This window comes from Angustibacter aerolatus (assembly GCF_054776675.1).
Genome location: NZ_BAAHBM010000026.1, coordinates 16,847 through 40,716, shown reverse-complemented (window position 1 = coordinate 40,716; position 23,870 = coordinate 16,847). Strand labels below are relative to the sequence as shown.

Genomic DNA, 23,870 nt, shown 5'->3' with positions numbered 1-23,870 from the left:
CGTCGACGCCGGCCCGGCGGGCGGTGCGGCGCAGCGCCTCCACCACCTCGGCGGGCGGCCCGGCCGGCGTCCAGCCCGCCACGACGACCACCCCCGTCTGCGCGTCCCAGCCCAGCGCCGCGGCCCGCGACTGCAGCGCGTCGTCGGCCTCGCCGCGCAGCACGGCGTCGACCACCAGCGACTCCAGCCGGGCGTCCCACGCACCGCGCGCCTCGGCCGCCTGGGCGTAGACCTGCGCCGCGGCGAACGCGATCTCGCGCGAGTAGCGCAACACGGCCTCGCGCAGCATCGCCTCCTCACCGGGCGGCGACACCTGCTCGACCTGCTCCTCGACCACCTCGACGACCGTGCGCACCAGGTCGAGGGTGTGCCGCAGCGTCACCGAGCGGGTCAGCTCGCGCGGCGCCGTGCCGAACACGTCGGCCGTCACCTGGGGCTCCCGGTCGGGGCTCTGGAACCAGGCGACGAACGCCCCGATCCCGGCCTGCGCGACGAGCCCGACCCACGAGCGGTCCTCGGCCGACAGCGCCCGGTACCAGGGCAGGTGCTCCTCCATGCGGGCCGCCGCGGCGCGCGCGAGCTCGGGCATGTGCTGCTCGACGCGACGTCGGGCAGCGGCGCTGGGCTGCGCCGGGCGGCTCCTGGGCACGCCGCAGGGTACCCCCGGGCTTTGTCCGCTCCGCACAACGAGCGGCCCTCCGGACGCCCGTGACGGACGAGCCCCCGAGGGGACGCTGGGCTATGGTCGGAGCCCGGGCCGAGAGGCGTCCGGGGCCGACGACCACGGAGAGGGGGCCGCCATGGGGCTTCGAGACCTGCTCGGACGACGGCGACCCGACGAGACCACCACCGGCGTGCGCAGCGCCGCCAAGAAGATCGCAGCGAAGACCATCGGGGCACCGGGGCGCACGCGCCACCAGGAGCTGCACACCGGCCCGATCAACATCTCCCGCGACTCCGTCGAGGGATCCTCCGAAGGCAACCTGCGCCACCGCGTCGAGGAGGACCCCAACGACGCCGAGGCCTTCGCGCAGCTCGCCGAGATCGTGCGACGCCGCGCCGCAGAGGGCCACGAGGACGAGGCCCGGCCGCGTGCCGCCGCCGACGCCGAGTGGGCGCTCGCCGAGGAGCTCGCGCACAGCAGCCAGGCCTGGTACCCGCTGATCCGGCTGGCCAAGCTGTCGCTCGACGACGACCCGGACGCCGCGCTGCGCCGGCTCGCGACCGCCGCCGAGCGCGAGCCGACGGGTCGCGCGCTCGCCGAGGGCATCTCGATGCTGCGCGGCGAGGGCAAGGCCGATCTCGCCCTCTCGCTCGGCGTCGGGCACTGGCGCCCGCGCGAGCACCTCGCCGAGGCCGGCCGCGAGGTCGTGCAGGCCGCGGTGGCCGCCGGCCGGTTCGGCGACGCCCGCCGCCAGCTCGACGTGCTGCTGGAGTTCCACGACGAGCAGGAGGTCACCGACCTCACCCAGCACCTCGACGAGGTCGCGCCCCGGCGTCCGTAGCGCCCAGCACGCACGACGGCCCGCCCCCAGCAGATCGGGGGCGGGCCGTCGTGCGTCCCGGGTGGGACCGGCGTCAGGCGTCGCCGCCCGCGTTGCCGCTGGTGCCGGCAGTCACGTCGAGCAGCCGGTACTTCGTGGCGGCGTCGCGCGGCACCGAGGCGTCGACCTCACCGCGCGCCGCCAGCTGCTGCAGCGCGCGGACGGCCACCGACGGGCCGTCGATGTGGAAGTGCCGGCGGGCGGCGGGCCGGGTGTCGGACAGACCGAAGCCGTCGGCGCCCAGCGTCGCGTAGTCGCCCGGCACCCACTGGCGGATCTGGTCCGGCACCGCACGCATGTAGTCGGACACCGCGACCACCGGACCCGGACGGTCCTGCAGCTGCTGGGTCACGAACGGCACCAGCTGCTCCGCGTCGGGCTCGAGGAACGCCCGCTCGTCGGCAGCCAGCCCGTCGCGGCGCAGCTCGTTCCACGACGTCACCGACCACACGTCGGCGGCGACGCCGAAGTCCTGCGCGAGCAGCTGCTGCGCCTCCAGCGCCCACGGCACGGCGACGCCGGACGCGAGCAGCTGCACCCGCGGCCGGCCCTCCGTCGTCTCGGCCGGAGCCAGCAGGTACATGCCACGCAGCAGCGAGGCGACGTCGAGCCCCTCCGGCTCGACCGGCTGCACGATCGGCTCGTTGTAGACCGTCAGGTAGTAGAAGACGTCCTCGGGCTGCTCGCCGAGCATCCGCCGGATGCCGTCCTTGACGATGTGCCCGATCTCGTACCCGTACGCCGGGTCGTAGGACACGACGGCGGGGTTGGTCGAGGCGAGCAGCGGCGAGTGGCCGTCGGCGTGCTGCAGCCCCTCGCCGGTGAGCGTCGTGCGACCGGCCGTCGCGCCCACGAGGAACCCGCGGGTCATCTGGTCGGCGGCCGCCCAGAGGCTGTCGGCGGTGCGCTGGAACCCGAACATCGAGTAGAAGACGTAGACCGGCAGCATCGGCTGCCCGTGCGTCGCGTACGACGTGCCGGCCGCGGTGAACGCCGCCACCGACCCGGCCTCGTTGATGCCGACGTGCAGGATCTGCCCGTCGACGGCCTCCTTGTACGACAGCATCAGGTCGGCGTCGACCGACACGTAGTTCTGCCCGTGCGGGTTGTAGATCTTCGCCGTCGAGAAGAACGAGTCCATGCCGAACGTGCGCGCCTCGTCGGGGATGATCGGCACCACGCGCGGCCCGAGCTCCTTGTCGCGCATCAGGTCCTTGAGCAGCCGCACGAACGCCATCGTGGTGGCGACCTGCTGCTTGCCCGAGCCGCGCTTCACGACGTCGTACGTCGAGTCGGCGGGCAGCGGCACCTGGTGGCCGGTCGTTCGGCGGGCCGGCAGCGAGCCGCCGAGCTTCGTGCGCCGCTCGCGCAGGTACTGGATCGTCTCGTCCTGCTCGCCCGGGTGGTAGTACGGCGGCAGGTACGGGTCGGCCTCGAGCTGCTCGTCGCTGATCGGGATGCGCAGGCTGTCGCGCAGCAGCTTCAGGTCGTCGAGCGTCAGCTTCTTCATCTGGTGGGTGGCGTTGCGGCCGGCGAAGTGCGGGCCGAGGCCGTAGCCCTTGATGGTCTGCGCGAGCACCACCGTCGGCTGCCCGGTGTGCTGCGTGGCCGCCTGGTACGCGGCGTACATCTTCCGGTAGTCGTGCCCGCCCCGCTTGAGCTTCCAGATGTCGTCGTCCGAGAGGTTCTCGACCATCCGGCGGGTGCGCGGGTCGCGGCCGAAGAAGTGCTCGCGGATGTAGGCGCCGTCGTTGGCGCGGTACGTCTGGTAGTCGCCGTCCGGGGTGGCGTTCATCAGGTGCACCAGGGCGCCGTCGCGGTCGGCGGCGAGCAACGGGTCCCACTCGCGGCCCCACACGACCTTCACGACGTTCCAGCCGGCGCCGCGGAAGCTCGCCTCGAGCTCCTGGATGATCTTGCCGTTGCCGCGCACCGGGCCGTCGAGCCGCTGCAGGTTGCAGTTGACGACGAACGTGAGGTTGTCGAGCTCCTCGTTCGCGGCGACGTGCAGCAGGCCGCGGCTCTCCGGCTCGTCGGTCTCGCCGTCGCCGAGGAACGCCCACACCCGCTGCTGGCTGGTGTCCTTGATGCCGCGGTGGTGCAGGTACTTGTTGAACTGGGCCTGGTAGATGGCGTTCATCGGGCCGAGGCCCATCGACACCGTCGGGAACTCCCAGAAGTCCGGCATGAGCCGCGGGTGCGGGTACGACGGCATGCCGCCGCCCGGGTGGCTGAGCTCCTGGCGGAAGCCGTCGAGCTGGTCGGCGCTCAGCCGGCCCTCGAGGAACGCGCGGGCGTAGACGCCGGGGGAGGCGTGCCCCTGCACGTAGATCTGGTCGCCGCCGCCCGGGTGGTCCTTGCCGCGGAAGAAGTGGTTGAAGCCCACCTCGTACAGCGTCGCGCTGGAGGCGTAGCTGGCGATGTGGCCGCCGACCGAGACGCCCGGACGCTGCGCGCGGTGCACGACGACGGCGGCGTTCCAGCGCAGCCACGCGCGGTAGCGGCGCTCGACCTCCTCGTCGCCGGGGAACCACGGCTCGGCCTCGGGCGAGATCGTGTTGGTGTAGTCGGTGGCGGTGAGGCTCGGCACGCCGACCTGCTTCTCGCGCGCCCGCTCGAGCAGCTTGAGCATGAGGTACCGGGTGCGGGTGCGGCCCTTCTCGTCGAGCACGCCGTCGAGCGACTCGAGCCACTCGCGGGTCTCGTCGGGGTCGGTGTCGGGCAGCTGGCTCGGGATCCCGTTCAGGATCGGGCCCGCGTCGTCGCGACTGCTCACGGTGGTCCTCTCTGCGCCGGTGGCGACCAGGGGCTCGGTGGGCGCCCCGGTCGCTGCGCCGGTCCACGGTGGTGACCGGTGCGGGGACCATCCTGCCCTCTCGCGCGACACGCGTCACACCTGGCTCGCGGGTGGCCGCCGCCGCGGGCGGCTCGTAGGTTCGACGGGTGCTGACGACGACCCTCGACGTGACCACCGGCGACCGCGAGCGGGTGCTCGACCTGACCCGCGACATCGAGCGCTTCCTGCGCGAGGGCGGCGCGCGCGACGGCCTGCTCAACGTGTTCGTGCCGCACGCCACCGCGGGCGTCGCGGTGCTCGAGACCGGCGCCGGCAGCGACGACGACCTGCTCGACCTGCTCGGGGTGCTGGTGCCGTGCGAGGGACCGGCCGGCCGCGGCTGGCAGCACCGGCACGGCACGCCCGGGCACGGCCGCGACCACGTGCTGCCCGGGCTCGTCGCGCCGTCCGTGGTGGTTCCGGTGCTCGACGGCGCGATGGCGCTCGGCACCTGGCAGAGCGTGGTGCTGGTCGACACCAACGTCGACAACCCCCGGCGGACGGTGCGGCTGTCGTTCGTGGCGGGGTAGCAGCGCCCGGGCCGTCAGACGGGCTGGACGGGCTGGCGCACCGGAGCGGTGAGCCGCTGCTCGCCGGCGTAGACGGTCATCCGCGGCGGGCGCAGGAACCCGACGAGCGTCATGCCGGCCTCGCGGGCCAGCTCGACGGCGAGGCTGGACGGCGCCGACACCGCTGCCAGACAGGGGATGCCGGCCATCACGGCCTTCTGCGTCAGCTCGAACGACGCCCGGCCGCTCACCACCAGCACGTGCCCGGTGAGCGGCAGCCCCACCTCGCGGGCCGCCCACCCCACGACCTTGTCGACCGCGTCTTGCCGCCCGACGTCCTCGCGCACCACGAGCAGCTCGCCGTCGGGGGAGACGAGGCCGGCCGCGTGCAGCCCGCCGGTGCGCCCGAACACCTGCTGCTGCTCGCGCAGCGCGTCGGGCAGGCCGAGCAGCAGCTCGGCGGGCCAGGTGGTGGCGTCGGCCGAGACGTCGTGGTGCGAGCGCAGCCGGACGGCGTCGAGGCTGGCCTTGCCGCACACCCCGCAGGAGGACGAGGCGAAGAAGTGCCGCTCCAGCGAGACGTCGGGCGCCGGCACCCCCTCGGCCAGCACGACGTCGACCACGTTGTACGTCGGGCGGCCGTCGTCGCCGGCGTCCTGGCAGTGCATCAGGGTCGCCACGTCGTCGGCGCCGTGGAGCAGCCCCTCGCCGAGCAGGAAGCCGATCGTCAGGTCGAAGTCGACGCCCGGCGTCCGCATCGTGACGGTGAGGGCGCGCCCGGCCACCCGCACCTCGAGCGGCTCCTCGGCGGTGAGCGTGTCGGGGCGGCGGGTCTGCTGCAGCACGCCGTCCGCCCCGAGCTCGAGCCTGGTCACCGGCGTCCGAACCGTCACCCGTCCCATGGCGCCAGGGTCGCACCCCGTCGGCGCCGCGGCACCTCGCCCGCCCAGCAGTTGCGGGTCGAACAGTCGTGCGGTGCGATGTGCCGAGCCGCACGGGACGACGGAGCCCCCGCGGACCCCTGCCCTCACGAGGAGGCGGCATGTCGGTGCTCGACCGCGAGCGGACCGTGGCCGGACCGGGCTTCAACCGGTGGGTCATCCCGCCGGCGGCCCTGGCCATCCACCTGTCGATCGGCGAGGTCTACGCGTTCAGCGTCTTCAAGACCTCGCTCGTCGCGCACTTCGACGTCAGCGGCACCGCCATCGCCTGGATCTTCTCGATCGCGATCGTGATGCTCGGCCTGTCGGCGGCGTTCGGCGGCACCTGGATGGAGCGCAACGGTCCGCGCAAGGCGATGGTGCTCTCGGCCGCCTGCTTCAGCACCGGTCTGATCGTCGGCTCGATCGGCATCGCCACCGGCCAGCTGTGGCTGCTGTACCTCGGCTACGGCGTCATCGGCGGCATCGGGCTGGGCATCGGCTACATCTCGCCGGTCTCGACCCTCATCAAGTGGTTCCCCGACCGCCCGGGGCTGGCGACCGGCCTGGCGATCATGGGGTTCGGCGGCGGCGCGCTGGTCGCCTCGCCGCTGTCGAACGCGCTGCTGTCGCGCTACGACGGCGGCTACGACCCGACCGCGAAGGGCGCGACCGCCGACGGGCACGCCCTGGCGTTCACCTTCCTGACGCTCGGCCTCGCCTACCTGGTGCTCATGCTGTTCGGCGCCGCGATCATCCGCGTGCCGGACGACAAGGGTGCCGGCGGGGCGGACGACGGGCACGGGGGCTCGAAGGCCCGCGAGGGCTGGGGCGGCGCGCAGGTCGCGGCGTCCACCGCCATCCGCACCCCGCAGTTCGCGCTGCTGTGGATCGTGCTGTTCTGCAACGTCACCGCCGGCATCGGCATCCTCGAGCAGGCGTCGCCGATGATCCAGGACTTCTTCCGCGACGGCCGCAGCTCGGCGGTGACGGCCGCGGCCGCCGGCGGGTTCGTCGGGCTGCTGTCGATCGCGAACATGGCCGGCCGCTTCGTCTGGTCGACCACGTCGGACGCCGTGGGCCGCAAGCGCATCTACATGCTGTACCTGGGCCTCGGCGCGGTGCTGTACCTGCTGCTGCTGCTCGTGGGCGACTCCTCCACGGTCGTGTTCGTGGTGCTCACCGCCGGCATCCTCAGCTTCTACGGCGGCGGCTTCGCCACGGTGCCGGCCTACCTGAAGGACCTGTTCGGGACCCACGAGGTCGGCGCCATCCACGGCCGGCTGCTGACCGCGTGGTCGGCCGCCGGCGTCGCCGGGCCGCTCATCGTGAACGGCATCATCGACCGCTCGGGCACGCCGGGCACGCTCACGTCAAGCGCCTACCACCCGGCGCTGATCGTGATGGTCGTGCTGCTGTGCGTCGGCTTCGCGGCCAACCTGCTGATCAAGCCCGTCGACCGCCGGCACTTCGTCGGCGCCGACCTGCGCGAGCCGGGGGAGCGTCCCGCGGCCCGGACGAAGGGAGTGCGGGCATGAGCACCGCTGCACCGGACGGCTCGACCGGCACCGCAGGCACCGGGGGCCACGCGTCGCACCCGAGCCCCGTGGTCATCGCGCTCGCGTGGCTGGTCGTCGCCGTGCCGCTCGGCTACGGGCTGGAGCAGACGATCGTGAAGGCCGCGAAGCTCTTCACCGGCTGACGGGCCGGCCCGGCGTCCACAGGGGCCGGTGCAGGTGGTTGCGCTCACGGGCCACCTCCTGTGGACTACACCCGTACCGCGGGGGTCGTGGTGCGTACCGTCAGCACGGGCAGGAGGGCACGACTCGTGAGCGCCACCGCGGATCCCGCGGCCGAGAAGAAGCTGCCGGACCGGTTGGGCCTGCGGGCCGGGCAGGTCGTGCAGGAGCTGGGCTGGGACGACGACGTCGACGACGACCTGCGCGTCGGCTTCGAGGACGCCGTCGACGGCGAGCTGCTCGACGAGGACGGCCAGGAGGTGGCCGACGTCGTGCTGCTGTGGTGGCGCGACGACGACGGCGACCTCGTCGACGCGCTGGTCGACGCGCTCACGAACCTCGGGGAGCGGGGCACGGTCGTGCTGCTGACGCCGAAGGCGGGCCGCGACGGGCACACCGAGCCGAGCGAGATCGCCGAGGCCGCACCTGCGGCGGGCCTGCACGTGACCAGCAGCGTGAGCGCGAGCAAGGACTGGGGCGCGACGATCCTCGTCGCGCCGCGCGGCGGCCGGAAGTAGGAGCGGATGAGCCAGGCAGTCACCCAGCCGACCCTCGCGGTCGGCGAGGTCGTCCCCGACTTCACCCTGAAGGACCAGCACGGCAGCGAGGTGTCGCTGAGCAGCTTCCGCGGCGAGCGCGCCGTGCTGCTGGTGTTCTTCCCGTTCGCGTTCTCCGGCATCTGCACCACCGAGCTGTGCGCGTTCCGCGACGACCTGTCGACGTACCAGAACGACGACGTGCAGGTGCTGGCGATCTCGTGCGACCCGGTGACCGCGCTGCGGGCGTGGAGCGAGGCGCAGGGGTACGAGTTCCCGCTGCTGTCGGACTTCTGGCCGCACGGCGCGGTGTCGAGCTCGTACGGCGCGTTCTTCGCCGAGGCCGGCATGTCGCTGCGCGGCACGTTCCTGGTCGACCGTGACGGCGTGCTGCGCTGGAGCGTCGTCAACGGGCCGGGCCAGCCGCGCGACACCAGCGCGTACCGTGAGGCCCTCGCCGCGCTCTAGGCGCGGGTCTGGGCGACGGGCCTGTAGCTCAGCTGGTAGAGCACCGCGTTTACACCGCGGCTGTCGTCGGTTCGAACCCGGCCGGGCCCACCACCGGTGCGACCGGCGCGCTCCGAGTCGCAGGTCGTACGACGGAGGTCGTATGGAGACCTCGACCCCTGGTGGACGAGAACTGTCCTGACCCCGAGAACGGGGCCCGGACGTCGGTCGCCGCCCTGCGCGCGGCCGGCCCAGGGGAGGAGACCCCACCCATGCTCGCTCGACGCTCCCGCGCCCGCCGCGTGCTCGCCGCCGTCACCGGCGCGACCGTCGCCGGCCTCGCCCTGCTGGCCGCACCCGGTGCGGCGCAGGCCAAGGAGACCGCCTCGAACGCCCACTTCGCCGTCACCCTGAACGGCCGCACGTACGACGCCGCCGCCGGCGAGGTGCGGCTGAAGGGCGTCACGCCGTCCGGCCGGATCACCGTGCGCGGCGCCAACGTGGGCTTCACCGTCGACCCGGCCACGCTCGGCGTCTACGACTACGCGCTCACCGGCGCGCCGGTCACCGGCCGCATGGTCACCACCCCCACGACGATCTTCGCCAGCAAGGTGCCGCAGCTGACGGCGGCGCAGACCGCGCGGCCGGTCGTGCAGGAGCTGCGGGTGCGCGACGCCGACCTGGTGCTGGTGCTGGCCACCGCCGCCGGCTCGGTGAAGGTGCAGGCGAAGGACGCCCCGCAGGGCGGCATCTTCCAGGTCGAGCCGGAGGGCTTCGGCGGCTCGGTCACCATGACGCACACCCTCGGCGCCGGGCTCTTCTACTTCGTGAACTCGTTCACCGGCAAGGTCAACTTCGGCGACGGCACCGACGCCGTCAGCCGCACCGCGTCGGCCACCGGCTGGCACGACATGCTGCTCGGCAAGGACAGCCCGCAGGTCGCGACGAAGACCTACCAGGACGGCACGTCCACGCGCTGGCTGGTGACCTCGGGCGGCCGCATGGGCGGCGTGCTCGGCGAGGACGCCATCGAGCTGTCGGCCGGTGCGACGAGCTGCACGAGCCGGTGCCAGGCGCAGAACCGGATCCGCGGCTCGCTGCCGGTGCCGCCGAACCCGACGGACCCCACCCCGATCGGCGGTTGATCGAGGGCTGACGTCACGCCGAGATGCGAGGAGTGGTTGGCCCGGGACGTCCTGGACCAACCACTCCTCGCATCTCGGCGAAGGAGGGGTCAGGCGGGGGTGCCGAGGATGGCGTCGACGGTCTCGACGGCGCTGCCGAGGGCGTGCAGCTGGGCCCGCGAGACGTCGGACGCCGGGACGCTGCCGCTGACCGTGCCGTCCCGCTCGAGCGACACGATGGCCTCGAGCACCTCGCCCAGCGGCCCCTCGCCGTGCAGCAGCGCGGCGGCCAGCGGCTCGGCGAGCCTGGCCTCGCGGGCGAGCTGCGCGGCGTCGACGCCGAGCTGCTCCACGACGCCGTGCAGCATGCCGACCGTGTAGGCGTCGGCGGGGTCGAGGCCGGGCACGTGGGCGTGCAGCAGCTCGCAGCAGCGGGCACGGGCCAGGACGTCGATCATCTGGCCGCGGTCGCTGCCGGCGTGGCCGCCCAGCGCGGCGAGCAGCACCCAGGCGCTGAGCTGCCGGCGGCCGAGCAGGCCGAGGGCCTGGCGCAGCGAGGCGATCTGGCGCCCCGCGCCGGCGGCGGAGTTCACCGTGGTGAGCACCCGCACGCTGAGCCCGGGGTCGACCGCGACGATCTGCTCGATCTGCCCGGCCGTGCTGTCCTCGTCGCTGAGCACCGCGAGCAGCCGCAGCGCCACGGTCTGCGAGGGGTGCACGCCCTGCGTCCGGTGCCGGGGGCGCGGCTCGTAGCCCTGCACCAGGTCGAACCCGGCGGCGGCGACGCGCTCGAGCGCCGCACGGTCGGCCACCCGGTCGGCCAGCAGCAGCGCCTGGGGCACGATCGACCGCACGTGCGCGACGATCGCCTCGAGCTCCTCGACGGCCGGCGCAGAGGTCTCGCCCCAGCCGTCGTCCGGGCCGGCCAGCGCCTGCACGTCGAGCTTCACGACGTCGACGAGCGGCAGCAGCAGCTCGTGCGCCGGGCCCGACACGTTGGCGTCGACGGCGACCCGGTAGCCGCGGCTGCGCAGGTCGGCGATGCCCGCCACCAGCTCGTGGTCGACCTCCAGGTCGCCGAGCACCTCGAGCACCACGTTGTGCGGCCCGAACGGCATGGGGGCCGCGCCGGTGGCGAGCTCGCGGGTGAGGTTCACGAAGAGGTTGCGCCGGTGCCCGATGCGGTGCAGCCCGAAGTCGCCGAACGCCGTCGCGACCACGGCGGACGTCGCCCGGTCGCGCTCGTGCGCGGGGGCGGACTCCAGGCCGGGACCGGGCTCGAAGACCAGCTCGTAGCCGAGCAGCTCGCCGTCGGTGCCGCGGATCGACCGGCGGCCGATGCTGGCCCGCGGCGCGAGCGCCGTCGTCCCCGTCACCGGGACGAGGGCCCCGGAGAGGCCCTGCGGGGCGGGGACCTCGGGCGCGAGGGGCGCGCTCGGCGTCGACATGCTGCTCCTGGGCCTCGGCGGTCGGTCGGGGTTGCTCCCCGAGGGGTGTCGGCAGCCCGGCCCGCCCGCTTGAGCGGCTAGCGTGCGGGCCGTGACGAGCCAGCAGCCCGGCATCGGTGACGTCGGCCAGGTCGGCCAGGTCGGCGAGGTGGACGGGGTCGACGTCGCGGCCGCGGTCGGTGTGCTCGACAGCCTGTACCCGCCCTCCACGGCGCAGTCGTGGGACGCCGTGGGGCTGGTCTGCGGTGACCCGCAGGCGCCGGTGCGCCGGGTGCTGCTCGCCGTCGACCCGACGTCCGCCGTCGTCGACGAGGCCCTCGAGTGGGGCGCCGACCTGCTGGTCACGCACCACCCGCTGCTGCTGCGCGGGGTGCACGGCGTGCCCGCCACCACGCCCAAGGGCCGCGTCGTGCACCGGCTGGTTCGAGGCGGCTGCGCGCTGTACGTCGCGCACACCAACGCCGACGTGGCGCTGCCCGGCGTCAGCGACGCGCTGGCCCGCGTGCTCGGGCTGCACGACCTGCGACCGCTGGTGCCGCAGTCGCTGCAGCCGCTCGACAAGGTCGTCGTGTTCGTGCCGCACGCCGACGCCGACCGGCTGGTCGACGCCCTCGCGGCCGCCGGCGCGGGCACGCTGGGCGACTACAGCCGCGCCGCCTGGACGACGACCGGCACGGGCACGTTCCGGCCCGAGCCGGGCGCCCGCCCCGCGATCGGCCGGGTCGGCCAGGTCGAGGTGGTGCCCGAGACCCGCGTCGAGATGGTGCTGCCCCGCGCCCGGCGGCAGGCGGTGCTGCAGGCGCTGCGGGCCGCGCACCCCTACGAGGAGCCGGCCTTCGACCTGCTGGAGACCGCCGACCCGGGAGGGCGGGCCGGCCTGGGCCGGGTGGGCCGCCTCGACCAGCCGGTGACGCTGGAGGCGTTCGCCCGCCGGGTCGCCGAGGTGCTGCCGGCCACGGCGCAGGGCGTGCGGGTGGCCGTCGACGCCGACGCGGTGGTCGAGACGGTCGCGGTGCTCGGCGGCGCGGGCGACGACGCCTTCGACGCGGTGCGCGCGAGCGGCGCCGACGTCTACGTGACGGCCGACCTGCGCCACCACCCGGCGTCCGAGGCGCGCGAGCGGGCGGCGCACGACGGCGGTGGCCGGCCGTTCCTCGTCGACGTCGCGCACTGGGCGAGCGAGTGGCCGTGGCTGGCCGGCTGCGAGAGCCGGCTGGCGACCGGGCTGGCTCGGCGCGGCGCCGCTGCCACTACGGTGGAGACGCGCGTGAGCACCGCGCGCACCGATCCGTGGACGTCGCACGTCCCGAGCCGAGGGGGCCCCTCCTGATCGCTCCAGCCGCAGACCAGGCGAGGCTGCTCGAGGTGCAGGCCGTCGACACCCGGCTCGACCAGATCGCGCACCGCCGGCGCACCATGCCCGAGCACGCCGAGCTGGCAGCGCTCGAGACGCGCTCGACGCAGCTGCGCGACCAGGTCGTGGCCGCGCAGACCCACAGCGGCGACGTCCGGCGCGAGGTGGCGAAGGCCGAGACCGACGTCGAGCTCGTGCGCACGCGGCTCACCCGCGACCGCACCCGGCTCGAGTCGGGTCAGGGCGGGCACAAGGAGCTCGAGTCGCTGCAGCACGAGGTCGCCACGCTCGAGCGGCGGCAGAGCGCGCTGGAGGACGTCGAGCTCGAGGCCATGGAGCGGCTCGAGGCGGCGCAGGCCGAGGCCGAGCGGGTCACCGCCGAGCAGTCCGAGCTGCTGCGCGAGGTCGACGTCGTCACCGCCCGCCGCGACGCCGCCGACGCGCAGCTCGCCGCCGAGCGGGTGCAGCTGGAGGCCTCGCGCGACCCCCTGGTGACCGGCCTCGACGCCGCGCTGCTGGCGCTCTACGAGAAGATCCGCGCCGACTCCGGCACCGGGGCGGCGCTGCTGCGCGGGCGCCGCTGCGAGGGCTGCCGCCTCGAGCTGAACCCGCAGGAGCTGGGGCAGATCCGGGGGACGGCGGCCGACGAGGTGGTGCGGCACGAGGACTGCGGGCGCATCCTCGTGCGCACGGCCGAGTCCGGGCTGTGAGCCGCGCCTTCGTCGTCGAGGCGGACGGCGGGTCGCGGGGCAACCCGGGGCACGCGGCGTACGGCGCCCTGGTGCGCGACGCCGACACGCTGCAGGTGCTGGCCCGCGAGGGCCGGGCGATCGGCACGGCCAGCAACAACGTCGCCGAGTACAGCGGCCTGATCGCCGGGCTGCGGCTGGCGGTGGCGCTCGACCCCGAGGCCGACATCGAGGTCCGCATGGACAGCAAGCTCGTCTGCGAGCAGATGTCCGGCCGGTGGCAGATCAAGCACGCCGACATGCGCCGGCTCGCCGACGAGGCGCGGCGCGTCACCGACCCGGCGCGGGTGCGCTACACGTGGGTGCCGCGCGAGCGGAACAAGGACGCCGACCGGCTGGCCAACGAGGCCCTCGACGACGACGCGAAGGGCCGACCGTGGCGGGGGCTGGCCGAGGCGCCGCAGCGGCTGGCGACCGAGCCGGTGGCCGCGGCCACCGAAACCGTCGGGCACGAGCAGGCGGAGCTCGACCTCGACGCCCCGCCGCGTCCGGGTTCGCGGCCCGGACCCGCCGCCGACGGCGCGTTCCGGCCCGACCTGGGCACCCCGACCGTGCTGCTGATGCTGCGCCACGGGGCGACCGAGCACACCAGCCAGCAGCGGTTCGCCGGCTCCGGCGGCGCCGACCTGGCACTGAGCGAGCTGGGCCGCCGGCAGGCGCTGGCCGCGGGTGCGGCCGTACGCGACCGGGGCGGCGTCGACGTGGTGCTCAGCTCGCCGATGCGCCGCACCCGCGAGACCGCCGAGGTGGTGGCCGGCGCGCTCGGGATGGGCGTGCGGGTCGACGACGCGTGGGTCGAGATGTCGTTCGGCCGCTGGGAGGGGCTGACGGCGGCCGAGCTGCGGGCGAAGGACCCCGACGGGTTCGCCGCCTGGTTCGGCGACGCGTCGATCGCGCCGCCGGGCGGCGAGAGCCTCGACGACCTCGACACCCGCATCCGCACCGCGCGGGCCCGCGTGCTCGCGCGCTTCGCCGGACGCCGGGTGCTGGTCGTGACGCACGCCGGCCCGCTGCGCTCGACGGTGCGCGACGCGCTCGGCGTCCGCGACGGCGCCCCGCTGTGGCGTCTGGGGTCCGAGCCGACCGGGCTCACCGAGACGTCGTGGTGGGCCGACGGCGGCGCCAGCGTGGGCACGTGGAACGAGACCGGTCACCTGCACGCGGCCGGCATCGCCCTACGCTGAGCACCATGAGCCTCTCGCCCGTCCAGCCCCCCGCCGGCGACCGCCTCACGTATCGCATGCTCACCGGTCCGGACGACCGCTCGTTCTGCGAGAAGGTCTCGGCCGCGCTGGCCGACGGCTACGTGCTGCACGGTTCGCCCACGATGACCTTCGACGGCGCGCGCGTGGTGTGCGGTCAGGCCGTGGTGCTGCCGGACGCCCGGTGAGTGGGGCCGCGCGCTACGAGCGCTCGCAGGTCCCGGCGACCTGGCGGCCCGACACGCTGGCCGTGCGCGGTGGCCTGGCCCGCAGCGAGTTCGACGAGACCGCCGAGGCGCTGTTCCTCACCTCGGGCTTCGTGTACGACAGCGCCGCCGCCGCGGAGGCCGCCTTCGCCGGCGAGGTCGACCGCTACATCTACTCCCGCTACGGCAACCCGACCGTCACCACGTTCGAGCAGCGGCTGCGGCTGGTCGAGGGTGCGCCGGCGTGCTTCGCGACGGCGAGCGGCATGGCTGCCGTGTGGGTGGCGCTGGCAGCCCTGGTGCAGGCCGGTGACCGGGTGGTCGCGGCCCGCTCGCTGTTCGGCTCGTGCTTCGTGATCCTCGACGAGCTGCTGCCTCGCTTCGGCGTCACCACCGAGTTCGTGGACGGCCACGACCTGGCCCAGTGGGAGCGCGCGCTCTCCACGCCCGCGACCGCGGTCTTCTTCGAGTCGCCGTCGAACCCCATGCAGGAGCTGGTGGACGTGCGCGCCGTCTGCGACCTGGCGCACGCGGCGGGTGCGCAGGTGGTCGTCGACAACGTGTTCGCGACGCCGGTGCTGCAGCGGCCGATGGAGCTGGGCGCCGACGTCGTCGTCTACTCGGCGACGAAGCACATCGACGGCCAGGGCCGCACGCTCGGTGGCGCGGTGCTCGGCTCGGCGGAGTTCGTCGACGGCCCCGTGCAGACGCTGATGCGGCACACCGGTCCCTCGCTCAGCCCGTTCAACGCCTGGGTGCTCACGAAGGGCCTCGAGACGCTGTCGATGCGCGTCGAGCGGCAGACCGCCGCGGCGCTGCGGATCGCCGGGTGGCTCGAGCAGCACCCCCGGGTGCGGTCGGTGCGCTACCCGTTCCTCGACTCGCACCCGCAGGCCGAGCTGGCCCGCCGGCAGATGCACGGCGGCGGCACGGTCGTGACCATGGAGCTCGACGGCGGCAAGCGCGAGGCGTTCGCGCTGCTCGACGCCCTGCGCTGCGTCGACATCTCGAACAACCTCGGCGACAGCAAGTCGATGGTCACCCACCCGGCCACCACGACGCACCGCCGGCTCGGACCGGAGGGCCGCGCGGCGGTCGGCATCACCGACGGCGTCGTGCGGCTGTCGGTCGGGCTCGAGGACGTCGACGACCTGGTCGACGACCTCGACCAGGCGCTCGCCGCGACCTGACCCGCGGACCGGTTGACGAGCGGCAACGCTCAAGCGAGCCGCCCGGCGGGCCGATGCAGAGCGGGTGACCGGGCCAGCGGGTGTGCGTGCGACCGCCGGCCTGCCGTCGGCGACCGCCCTGGCCCGGCAGCCCATCGTCGACCGCGACGGCGCGCCCTACGGCTACGAGCTGCTGTTCCGCGGCGAGGGCGTGGCCGACCACACCGCGGCCGGCGACCGCGCGACCGCCCGCGTGCTGGTGGGTGCGGCCTGCGACATCGGCTGGCGCGCGCTCGGCGGCGGGCGACCGCTCTTCCTGAACGTCGGCGCCGGCATGATCTACGACGCCGCCCTCGAGCTGGCCCCGCCGGCCTGCACCGTGCTGGAGGTGCTGGAGGGCGTCGACGTCGACGACCGGCTGGTCGAGCGGCTGCAGGTGCTGCGCGGGCAGGGGTACGACCTGGCGCTCGACGACTTCGAGCCCGGCTCGGGCGCCGACCGGCTGATCCCGCTGGCCGGGTTCGTGAAGCTCGACGTGACGGCGCTGCCCCTCGACGAGCTGCCCTCGCTGGTGGCGCAGCTGCACGAGCGCGGCGTGCTGGCGATCGCCGAGCGGGTCGAGACGCGCGAGGTGCTCGACCGGTGCGTCGCGGCCGGCTTCGACCTGTTCCAGGGCTTCTGGTTCGCCCACCCGGCCGAGCAGCCGGTGATGGCGATGTCGCCGCAGCGCGTGCTCTGCCTGCGGCTGCTCGCGCTGCTCGCCGCCGACGACCCCGACCTGCGCGCCGTCGAGCAGCTGGTCACCTCCGACACCGCGCTGGTGGTGCGCACCCTGCGGATGGCGAACAGCGCCGCGGCCGGCACCAGCCGGCAGATCGGCTCGGTGCGGCAGGCGATCGTGCTGGTCGGCCCGCGCACGCTGGCCGGCTGGGTGGCGCTGATGGTCGTGGCGCACCAGCCGGGCGAGAACCCGCTCACCGCCGCCGAGGTGCTCGTGCAGGCACGCGCGTGCGAGATCGTCGCCGGGTCGCGCGAGCCCGCGATGGCCGGCAGCGCGTTCCTCGCCGGGCTCGCGGCCGGCCTGGTCGACCTGGGCGGCGTGGGCGCCGACGAGCTGCTCGACGGCATCGGCGCGACGGCGCAGATCCGGGCCGCCGTGCACGAGCGCAGCGGCCCGCTCGGCCAGCTCGTGGCGGACGTCGTCGCGCACGTGGGCGGGGAGCGCCCGGCGTCCGACCTCAGCGTGCAGCTCGCGCACCTGTCGGCCCTGGCCTGGTACGGCGAGCTGAGCCGGCTCGCCTGACGTCCGCTACCCCCGCGCGGCGAGGGCGTGCAGCACGCGGTTCAGGCTGGAGCGCAGTCCCCATCGCTCGTCGAGCGCCAGCAGCGCCTCGGGGTCGGCCGGCTGCAGCGGCAGCGTCGCGTCGACCTCGGGCAGCAGCGCCGGCTCGATGTCGCGCACCACGTCGACCACCCGCGGGGCCGCCTCGAGGTACTCGCGCGCCGCCGCCAGCTTGCCGCGCTGGGCGCCGAGCACCGCGTCGTCGCCGTCGTCGAGCGCACGCAGCAGGCCGGCGAGGGTGCCGGCCCGGCGCAGCAGCGTCGCCGCGGTCTTCTCGCCGATGCCGGGCACCCCGGGCAGCCCGTCGCTGGGGTCGCCGCGCAGCGCCGCCATGCCGGCGTACGACGGGCCGTCGGGCACGCCGTACTTCTCGGCGAGCACCGACTGGTCGAAGACCTGCAGCCGACGGACGCCGCGCCCCACGTAGAGCACCCGCACCGCCCGCGCGTCGTCGACCACCTGGAACAGGTCGCGGTCGCCGGTCACGACGTCGACCGGGCAGTCGGCGCGCTGGGCGAGGGTGGCCATCACGTCGTCGGCCTCGTACCCCGCGGCGCCCTGCCGGGCGATGCCGAGGGCGGCCAGCACGTCGACGATCACGGGCACCTGCGGGGTGAGTGCGGCCGGCACCTCCTCGACCCGGCCGTCGCGACCCGGGGCGGCGCGGTGCGCCTTGTACGACGGCAGCGCGGCGACCCGGAACGCCGGCCGCCAGTCGTCGTCCCAGCAGCAGACCAGCCGGGTCGGCCGGAACTCGCCGACCAGGTAGGCGATGTTGTCGAGGAACCCGCGCACCGCGTTGACCGGCTCGTCGCGCGGCGAGCGCACCGAGTCGGGCACCCCGTGGAAGGCGCGGAAGTACAGCGACGCGGAGTCCAGCAGCATCAGCCGCTCGGTGGCCTCGGGCACGCACCGGATCGTAGGGGGTGACGCGGTCGGCGGCCGTCGGCGCGAAACTGCTCGGACGTCCGACTATCATCGTGCGGAGACCGTCGGGCTGACGGCGGTCCCCGAGCTGCAGGAGGCCACCGGTGACCGCCGTCGAGCGCGAGCTGCCGACCGACGAGGCGCACGACCTCCTCGACCTGGTGCGCCAGCTGGCCGACGAGCGGCTGCGGCCCCTCGTCGACGACCACGAGCAGAAGGCCGTCTTCCCGCGCGAGGTGTTCGCGGAGCTGGGTGCTGCCGGGCTCCTCGGCCTGCCCTACCCCGAGCAGCACGGCGGTGGTGGGCAGCCGTACACCGTGTACCTGCAGGTGCTCGAGGAGCTCGCCGCGGCCTGGGGCACCATCGGCCTCGGCGTCAGCGTGCACACCCTGGCCTGCTACCCCGTCGCCGAGTTCGGCACCGACGCCCAGCGCGAGCGCTGGCTGCCCGGCATGCTCGGCGGCGACCAGCTCGGCGCCTACTGCCTCAGCGAGACCGGGTCGGGGTCCGATGCGGCCGCGCTGCGCACCCGGGCGGTCCGTGACGGCGACGAGTACGTCGTCACCGGCAGCAAGGCGTGGATCACCCACGGCGGCGTCGCAGACTTCTACGAGCTCATGGTGCGCACCGGCGACGACGGTCCGCGCGGCATCTCCTGCCTGCTGGCCGACGCCGGCGCGCCCGGCCTGTCCGTCGCCGCCCCCGAGCGCAAGATGGGCTTCCGCTCCTCGCAGACCGCGCAGGTGCTGCTCGACGGCGTGCGGCTCGACGCCGACCGGCTGATCGGGGCCGAGGGCACCGGCTTCAACATCGCGCTCAGCGCCCTCGACTCGGGGCGGCTCGGCATCGCGGCGTGCGCCGTCGGCATCGCCCAGGCCGCGCTCGACGCGGCGGTCGAGTACGCCCGCGAGCGGCGGCAGTTCGGCCAGCGGATCATCGACCACCAGGGCCTGCAGTTCATGCTGGCCGACATGGCCACGCAGGTGGCCGCGGCCCGCGAGCTGATGCTGGCGGCCGCCCGCCGCCGCGACGCGGGGCAGAAGTTCGGCACGCAGGCCGCGATGGCCAAGCTGTTCGCCACCGACGCGTGCATGAAGGTGACCACCGACGCCGTGCAGGTACTGGGCGGGGCCGGGTACGTCGAGGACTTCCCGGTCGAGCGCTGGTTCCGCGAGGCCAAGGTGCTGCAGATCGTCGAGGGCACCAACCAGGTGCAGCGGCTGGTGGTCGGCCGGTCGCTCGCCCGCGGGCCGCAGGCCGCCCCGCGCTGAAGTAGCCTGCGCCGCGTGGAGGAGACCGATCGGGAGATCGTCCGGCTGCTGGCCGCCGACGGCAGGATGAGCTACACCGACCTGGCGCGCGCCACCGGCCTGTCGACGTCCGCCGTGCACCAGCGGGTGCGCCGGCTCGAGCAGCGGGGGGTCATCGCCGGGTACGCCGCCGTGGTCTCCGCCGAGCAGGTCGGGCTGCCGCTCACCGCGTTCATCTCCGTCACCCCGCTCGACCCGGCCGCCCCGGACGACGCCGCGACCCGGCTCGCCGAGCTGCCCGAGATCGAGGCCTGCCACTCGGTGGCCGGCGAGGAGTCGTACATCCTGAAGGTGCGGGTCGCGGCGCCCGGCGCGCTGGAGGACCTGCTGGCCCGGGTGCGCGCCGTCGCGAACGTGCGCACCCGCACCACCGTCGTGCTGTCGACGCCCTACGAGAACCGCCCCCCGGCGGTCTGATGCGCACCCTCTACCGCGGCGGCGACGTCCACACCCCGGCCGACCCGTTCGCGACGGCGGTGCTCGTCGACGGCGGCACGATCGCCTGGGTCGGGTCGGACGACGCGGCCGCCGCCCGCGTCGCCGAGGCCGACGAGGTCGTCGAGCTGGACGGCGCGCTGGTCGCCCCCGCCTTCGTCGACGCACACGCCCACCTGACCGAGACCGGCCTGGCCCTCACCGGGCTCGACCTGCACGACGCCACCTCGCTCGACGACGTGCTGCGCCGGGTCGAGCAGGCCGGACGCCGCAGCGCCGGGCGGCCCGTGCTCGGCACCGGCTGGGACGAGACCCGCTGGCCGGAGCGGCGGGCGCCCACGGCCGCCGAGCTCGACCGCGCGTCGTACGGGGGAGCGGTGTACCTGGCCCGGGTCGACGTGCACTCCGCGGTGGTGTCGAGCGCGCTGGCGCACGCCGCGGGGCTGCACCGCCTCGACGGCTGGCTCGGCGACGGCCGGGTCGAGCGCGACGCGCACCACGCGGCGCGCGATGCGACCCGCGCCGCCCTCACCGACGGGCAGCGCGAGTCGCTGCAGCGCACGGCCCTGCAGGCGGCCGCCGCCGCGGGCATCGGGTCGCTGCACGAGATGTCGGCGCCGCACATCGCCTCGGACGACGACCTGCGGGGCCTGGTCGCCCTCGCCGCCGACCCCGCCCTGCCCGACGTCCTGCCCTACCGGGGCGAGCTGGTGACCACGGCCGACGAGGCGCGGGCCGTCGTCGAGCGGCTGGTGCTGCCCGGCGGCGTCCGGCTGCGCGGCCTGGCCGGCGACCTGTGCGCCGACGGGTCGATCGGGTCGCGCACCGCGGCGCTGCGCGCGCCGTACGCCGACGCGCCGGAGCACCGCGGCCACGCCTACCTGACCGCCGAGCAGGTGCGCGACCACGTCGTCGCCTGCACCGAGGCCGGGCTGCAGGCGGGGTTCCACGTCATCGGCGACGCCGGCGTCGACGCCGTGGTGGCCGGCCTGCAGGCGGCCGCCGACCGGCTGGGGGAGGGCGCGGTGCGGCGCGCGCGGCACCGGCTCGAGCACGTCGAGATGGTCGACGCGGAGGCCGTCGCGGCGCTCGCCCGGCTCGGCGTGCACGCCAGCGTGCAGCCGGTGTTCGACGCCTGGTGGGGCGGGCCCGAGGGCCTCTACGCCGAGCGGCTGGGCGCCGAGCGGGCCGAGGGCATGAACCCGTTCGCCGCGCTGGCGGCCGCGGGCGTGCCGCTGGCACTCGGCTCCGACAGCCCGGTGACGCCGTTCGACCCGTGGGCGGCGGTGCGCGCGTGCGCCTTCCACCGCACCGCGACCAGCCGCACCAGCGCGCGGGCCGGGTTCACCGCGCACACCCGCGGCGGGTGGAGGGCCGCCCGCGACGACGAGCGCGGCGTGCTGGTGCCCGGCAGCGACGCGACGTTCGCCGTCTGGCAGGGCGGCGACCTCGTGGTGCAGGCACCCGACGACCGCATCCAGGCGTGGAGCACCGACCCCCGCTCCGGCACGCAGGGCCTGCCCGACCTCACGCCCGGCGTCCCGCTGCCGCGCTGCCTGCAGACCGTGGTGCGCGGCCGCACGGTGCACCAGGCGTAGCGCCTCGTCGCGCTCGGCGTGCGGGGCGCCCGGCCGTGTGCCAGGGTCGCGACGGCCGAACGCGCCTGTCCGGCCGCCCCTTCGACGAGGAAGGTCGTGCGCCTCGATGCCCCTGGCCGCGCTCCCCGGCGAGACGGTCGACATCGCGCTGAAGCTGGCGCCGCTCGACACCGTCCTGCTGGTCATCTACTTCGTGTTCGTGATCGGCATCGGGTTCGCGCTGAAGCGCGCGGTGCGCTCGTCGACGGACTTCTTCCTCAGCGGGCGGTCGCTGCCCCCGTGGATCACCGGCCTGGCCTTCGTCTCGGCGAACCTCGGCGCCATCGAGATCCTCGGGCAGGCGGCGTCCGGCGCCCAGTACGGCGCCGCGACGGTGCACTACTACTGGATCGGCGCGATCCCGGCGATGGTGTTCCTCGGCATCGTGATGATGCCGTTCTACTACGGCTCCAAGGTGCGCAGCGTCCCCGAGTACCTGCGGCTGCGCTACGACGCCAAGGCGCACCTGATCAACGCGATCACCTTCGTGCTGTCGAGCGTGCTGATCGCCGGTGTCAACCTGTTCGCCCTGGCGACCGTCGTCGAGGCGCTGCTGGGCATCCCGCTGTGGGTGGCGATCGTGCTGTCGGCCGCGTTCGTGCTGAGCTACATCCTGCTCGGCGGCCTGCGCAGCGCGATCTACAACGAGGTCATGCAGTTCTTCGTGATCCTCGCCGCGCTCATCCCGCTGGTGTTCGTCTCGGTGCACAGCATCGGAGGCGTCGGCGAGCTGTTCGACCGGCTGCGCGACACCGAGGGGGGCGCCTTCGTCTCGGCCTGGCAGGGCACCGGCATCGGCGGCGACAGCCCGCTGGGTGACTGGTTCGGCATCGTGGCCGGCCTCGGCTTCTGCCTCGGCTTCGGCTACTGGACGACGAACTTCGCCGAGGTGCAGCGGGCGATGTCGGCCCGCAACGAGGCGGCCGCCCGGCTCACCCCGATCATCGCGGCCATCCCCAAGGCGTTCATCCCGCTGGTCGTGGTGCTGCCCGGCATGGCGGCCGCGGTGATCTTCCCGAAGATCGGTGAGGACCCCACCTACACCAACGCGATCCCGGCGCTGATGGCGAAGTTCCTGCCGCCCGGCGTGCTCGGCGTCGCGGTCACCGGCCTGGTCGCGGCGTTCATGGCCGGCATGGCGGCGAACGTCAGCTCGTTCAACGCGGTGTTCACCTACGACATCTACCAGGACTACATCAAGAAGGACGAGCCCGACCTGCACTACCTGCGCATCGGCCGGGTGGTGACCGTGGCAGGCGTGGTGATCGGCATCGGCACCGCGTTCATCGCCACCCAGTTCTCCAACATCAGCAACTACATCCAGGTGCTGTTCTCGTTCTTCAACGTGCCGCTGTTCACCGCGTTCATCATCGGCATGTTCTGGAAGCGGGCCAGCCGCTCGGCCGGCTTCTGGGGGATCCTCGTCGGCACGATCGTGTCGGTCGGCACCTACGCCCTCTACAAGACCGACCACCTCAGCTTCCGCAGCGACCTGCAGGAGAGCTACTGGGGCTCGATCGCCGCGTTCGTGGCCGGCGCCCTGGCGATGGTGATCGTGTCGGTGCGCGGCCAGCGCAAGACCGACGAGCAGCTCAAGGGCCTGGTGTGGGGCATGGCCATCCGAGAGATGGACACCTCGACCGACGGCGTCGCGGTGTGGAAGCGCCCGGTGCCGCTGGGCATCGGCATCGTCGTGATCAGCCTCTCCATGTACTTCGTGGTGGCGGCGCTGTGAGCGGCCTCGAGCCGGTGCGGGCCGGCATCGTCACCAGCGGGACCAGGGGCAGGACCGGGTACGACCGGAGGGGACGGCGATGAGCCAGCACCAGAGCGCGGGCAGCACGGCCGACGAGCACACAGCCTTCGAGGGGCGGGAGGCCCTGCTGGCCAAGCTGTTCGACCTGCGCACCTTCATCGGGTCGCTGTTCGTCATCTTCGGCGTCGTGGTGACGATCGAGGGGCTCGGCGCGAGCGCGGCGGAGCTGGCGAAGGCCGACGGCCTGCGGCTGTCGCTGTGGACCGGCCTGGCGATGCTGGTGCTCGGCGTGCTGTTCATCGTGTGGATGCTGGTGAGCCCGCCAGAGCCGCCGGACGCGCACCGCGACGACCTCGGCGGCGGGCCGGGCCAGGGCGGCGACGACGGCACGTCGACGCAGCCCTTCGGGTCCTGACACCGACCGGTGGCAGCGGACGGCGTGTCGCGCCCGACACGCCGTCCGCGCACGAGAACCCCGGATGAACCGCGGCTGACCGGCACCCGTCCTGACCTGCGGCGTCGGCCCGTCTGCGCAGGTCAGGGGCCGGTTGACACCGCACGCAGCCGGAGTAGTTTTCGCGGGTCGTCATCTCGCAGCACACGCGGCCGACGGGCCGCACGTGAGGGGGGTCCCGGCGTCAGGACGGGCCACCGGCCCGCCCGCAGCCAGGTCGCTCGGG

Annotated in this window: 22 protein-coding genes, 1 tRNA gene and 1 pseudogene; 19 read left to right on the top strand and 5 right to left on the bottom strand. The window is 74.5% G+C overall.

Annotated features, from left to right (window positions below):
* Positions 1-589, bottom strand: a pseudogene (locus ACYVI6_RS08510) (PucR family transcriptional regulator); the annotation flags it as partial.
* Between the two features lie 211 nt (positions 590-800).
* On the opposite strand from ACYVI6_RS08510, the gene ACYVI6_RS08505 reads away from it, so the two are divergent.
* Positions 801-1,505 carry a hypothetical protein gene (locus tag ACYVI6_RS08505; protein WP_460445953.1) on the top strand — a complete coding sequence of 235 codons (705 nt, stop codon included), beginning with the start codon at positions 801-803 and terminating at the stop codon, positions 1,503-1,505.
* Positions 1,506-1,578: 73 nt separating this feature from the next.
* On the opposite strand, the gene aceE is transcribed toward ACYVI6_RS08505, so the two are convergent.
* Positions 1,579-4,320: a pyruvate dehydrogenase (acetyl-transferring), homodimeric type gene (gene aceE / locus ACYVI6_RS08500; protein WP_460445952.1), complete on the bottom strand. Its 2,742-nt coding sequence runs from the start codon at positions 4,318-4,320 to the stop codon at positions 1,579-1,581.
* 167 nt (positions 4,321-4,487) lie between these two features.
* Between aceE and ACYVI6_RS08495 the strand changes: the two genes are divergently transcribed.
* The gene (locus tag ACYVI6_RS08495; protein WP_284286837.1) at positions 4,488-4,910 is read left to right on the top strand and encodes a secondary thiamine-phosphate synthase enzyme YjbQ; all 423 of its coding nucleotides are present in this window, start codon (positions 4,488-4,490) and stop codon (positions 4,908-4,910) included.
* A gap of 14 nt (positions 4,911-4,924) precedes the next feature.
* Here the strand turns inward: ACYVI6_RS08495 and fdhD are convergent, their stop codons facing one another.
* On the bottom strand, positions 4,925-5,791 hold the full coding sequence (gene fdhD / locus ACYVI6_RS08490; RefSeq protein WP_460445951.1) for a formate dehydrogenase accessory sulfurtransferase FdhD: 867 nt from the start codon (positions 5,789-5,791) through the stop codon (positions 4,925-4,927).
* 140 nt (positions 5,792-5,931) lie between these two features.
* Between fdhD and ACYVI6_RS08485 the strand changes: the two genes are divergently transcribed.
* The 6 genes from ACYVI6_RS08485 (at position 5,932) to ACYVI6_RS08460 (ending at position 9,676) form a co-directional block, all read left to right on the top strand.
* Positions 5,932-7,347, top strand: coding sequence for an OFA family MFS transporter (locus ACYVI6_RS08485; RefSeq protein WP_460445950.1), 1,416 nt, complete (start codon positions 5,932-5,934; stop codon positions 7,345-7,347).
* Positions 7,344-7,511: an MFS transporter small subunit gene (locus tag ACYVI6_RS08480; RefSeq protein WP_460445949.1), complete on the top strand. Its 168-nt coding sequence runs from the start codon at positions 7,344-7,346 to the stop codon at positions 7,509-7,511. Before ACYVI6_RS08485 ends, ACYVI6_RS08480 begins: the two co-directional genes overlap by 4 nt.
* Before the next feature lie 162 nt (positions 7,512-7,673).
* Positions 7,674-8,066: a DUF3052 domain-containing protein gene (locus ACYVI6_RS08475; RefSeq protein ID WP_460445957.1), complete on the top strand. Its 393-nt coding sequence runs from the start codon at positions 7,674-7,676 to the stop codon at positions 8,064-8,066.
* Between the two features lie 6 nt (positions 8,067-8,072).
* Positions 8,073-8,552, top strand: coding sequence for a peroxiredoxin (locus tag ACYVI6_RS08470; protein WP_460445948.1), 480 nt, complete (start codon positions 8,073-8,075; stop codon positions 8,550-8,552).
* 17 nt (positions 8,553-8,569) lie between these two features.
* Positions 8,570-8,645, top strand: a tRNA-Val gene (locus ACYVI6_RS08465).
* Positions 8,646-8,803: 158 nt separating this feature from the next.
* The gene (locus ACYVI6_RS08460; protein WP_460445947.1) at positions 8,804-9,676 is read left to right on the top strand and encodes a hypothetical protein; all 873 of its coding nucleotides are present in this window, start codon (positions 8,804-8,806) and stop codon (positions 9,674-9,676) included.
* A gap of 89 nt (positions 9,677-9,765) precedes the next feature.
* Here the strand turns inward: ACYVI6_RS08460 and ACYVI6_RS08455 are convergent, their stop codons facing one another.
* Entirely contained in the window at positions 9,766-11,103 is a 1,338-nt protein-coding gene (locus ACYVI6_RS08455; protein WP_460445946.1) for an EAL and HDOD domain-containing protein, read from the bottom strand.
* 148 nt (positions 11,104-11,251) lie between these two features.
* Between ACYVI6_RS08455 and ACYVI6_RS08450 the strand changes: the two genes are divergently transcribed.
* From ACYVI6_RS08450 to ACYVI6_RS08425, 6 genes are all read left to right on the top strand, one after another.
* Positions 11,252-12,433, top strand: a complete 1,182-nt coding sequence (locus ACYVI6_RS08450) for a Nif3-like dinuclear metal center hexameric protein (protein WP_460445956.1) — start codon at positions 11,252-11,254, stop codon at positions 12,431-12,433.
* A gap of 35 nt (positions 12,434-12,468) precedes the next feature.
* Positions 12,469-13,167, top strand: coding sequence for a zinc ribbon domain-containing protein (locus ACYVI6_RS08445; protein WP_460445945.1), 699 nt, complete (start codon positions 12,469-12,471; stop codon positions 13,165-13,167).
* Positions 13,164-14,390: a bifunctional RNase H/acid phosphatase gene (locus ACYVI6_RS08440; RefSeq protein ID WP_460445944.1), complete on the top strand. Its 1,227-nt coding sequence runs from the start codon at positions 13,164-13,166 to the stop codon at positions 14,388-14,390. The genes ACYVI6_RS08445 and ACYVI6_RS08440 overlap by 4 nt, the downstream gene beginning before the upstream one ends.
* 5 nt (positions 14,391-14,395) lie before the next feature.
* Entirely contained in the window at positions 14,396-14,596 is a 201-nt protein-coding gene (locus ACYVI6_RS08435; protein WP_460445943.1) for a DUF1737 domain-containing protein, read from the top strand.
* On the top strand, positions 14,593-15,804 hold the full coding sequence (locus ACYVI6_RS08430; RefSeq protein WP_460445942.1) for an O-succinylhomoserine sulfhydrylase: 1,212 nt from the start codon (positions 14,593-14,595) through the stop codon (positions 15,802-15,804). The genes ACYVI6_RS08435 and ACYVI6_RS08430 overlap by 4 nt, the downstream gene beginning before the upstream one ends.
* 64 nt (positions 15,805-15,868) lie before the next feature.
* Positions 15,869-17,086 carry an EAL and HDOD domain-containing protein gene (locus ACYVI6_RS08425; protein ID WP_460445941.1) on the top strand — a complete coding sequence of 406 codons (1,218 nt, stop codon included), beginning with the start codon at positions 15,869-15,871 and terminating at the stop codon, positions 17,084-17,086.
* A gap of 6 nt (positions 17,087-17,092) precedes the next feature.
* On the opposite strand, the gene ACYVI6_RS08420 is transcribed toward ACYVI6_RS08425, so the two are convergent.
* On the bottom strand, positions 17,093-18,010 hold the full coding sequence (locus tag ACYVI6_RS08420; protein WP_460445955.1) for a 5'-3' exonuclease: 918 nt from the start codon (positions 18,008-18,010) through the stop codon (positions 17,093-17,095).
* Between the two features lie 146 nt (positions 18,011-18,156).
* Here ACYVI6_RS08420 and ACYVI6_RS08415 point away from each other — a divergent pair, with 146 nt between their 5' ends.
* From ACYVI6_RS08415 to ACYVI6_RS08395, 5 genes are all read left to right on the top strand, one after another.
* Entirely contained in the window at positions 18,157-19,323 is a 1,167-nt protein-coding gene (locus ACYVI6_RS08415) for an acyl-CoA dehydrogenase family protein (RefSeq protein WP_460445940.1), read from the top strand.
* Between the two features lie 15 nt (positions 19,324-19,338).
* Positions 19,339-19,779, top strand: coding sequence for an Lrp/AsnC family transcriptional regulator (locus ACYVI6_RS08410; protein ID WP_460445939.1), 441 nt, complete (start codon positions 19,339-19,341; stop codon positions 19,777-19,779).
* Entirely contained in the window at positions 19,779-21,395 is a 1,617-nt protein-coding gene (locus tag ACYVI6_RS08405; protein WP_460445938.1) for an amidohydrolase, read from the top strand. The genes ACYVI6_RS08410 and ACYVI6_RS08405 overlap by 1 nt, the downstream gene beginning before the upstream one ends.
* 106 nt (positions 21,396-21,501) lie before the next feature.
* The gene (locus ACYVI6_RS08400) at positions 21,502-23,169 is read left to right on the top strand and encodes a sodium:solute symporter family protein (RefSeq protein WP_460445937.1); all 1,668 of its coding nucleotides are present in this window, start codon (positions 21,502-21,504) and stop codon (positions 23,167-23,169) included.
* 79 nt (positions 23,170-23,248) lie between these two features.
* Positions 23,249-23,605 (top strand): hypothetical protein, encoded by a 357-nt coding sequence (locus ACYVI6_RS08395; RefSeq protein ID WP_460445936.1) that lies wholly within the window; start codon positions 23,249-23,251, stop codon positions 23,603-23,605.
* Positions 23,606-23,870 lie beyond the last annotated feature (265 nt).

Coding starts and splice junctions, on each gene's coding strand:
- ACYVI6_RS08460 (WP_460445947.1), top strand. CDS start 8,804: ATGCTCGCTCGACGCTCCCGCGCCCGCCGCGTGCTCGCCGCCGTCACC.
- ACYVI6_RS08505 (WP_460445953.1), top strand. CDS start 801: ATGGGGCTTCGAGACCTGCTCGGACGACGGCGACCCGACGAGACCACC.
- ACYVI6_RS08480 (WP_460445949.1), top strand. CDS start 7,344: ATGAGCACCGCTGCACCGGACGGCTCGACCGGCACCGCAGGCACCGGG.
- ACYVI6_RS08435 (WP_460445943.1), top strand. CDS start 14,396: ATGAGCCTCTCGCCCGTCCAGCCCCCCGCCGGCGACCGCCTCACGTAT.
- ACYVI6_RS08470 (WP_460445948.1), top strand. CDS start 8,073: ATGAGCCAGGCAGTCACCCAGCCGACCCTCGCGGTCGGCGAGGTCGTC.
- ACYVI6_RS08395 (WP_460445936.1), top strand. CDS start 23,249: ATGAGCCAGCACCAGAGCGCGGGCAGCACGGCCGACGAGCACACAGCC.
- ACYVI6_RS08405 (WP_460445938.1), top strand. CDS start 19,779: ATGCGCACCCTCTACCGCGGCGGCGACGTCCACACCCCGGCCGACCCG.
- ACYVI6_RS08485 (WP_460445950.1), top strand. CDS start 5,932: ATGTCGGTGCTCGACCGCGAGCGGACCGTGGCCGGACCGGGCTTCAAC.
- fdhD (WP_460445951.1), bottom strand. CDS start 5,791: ATGGGACGGGTGACGGTTCGGACGCCGGTGACCAGGCTCGAGCTCGGG.
- ACYVI6_RS08455 (WP_460445946.1), bottom strand. CDS start 11,103: ATGTCGACGCCGAGCGCGCCCCTCGCGCCCGAGGTCCCCGCCCCGCAG.
- ACYVI6_RS08400 (WP_460445937.1), top strand. CDS start 21,502: ATGCCCCTGGCCGCGCTCCCCGGCGAGACGGTCGACATCGCGCTGAAG.
- ACYVI6_RS08420 (WP_460445955.1), bottom strand. CDS start 18,010: ATGCTGCTGGACTCCGCGTCGCTGTACTTCCGCGCCTTCCACGGGGTG.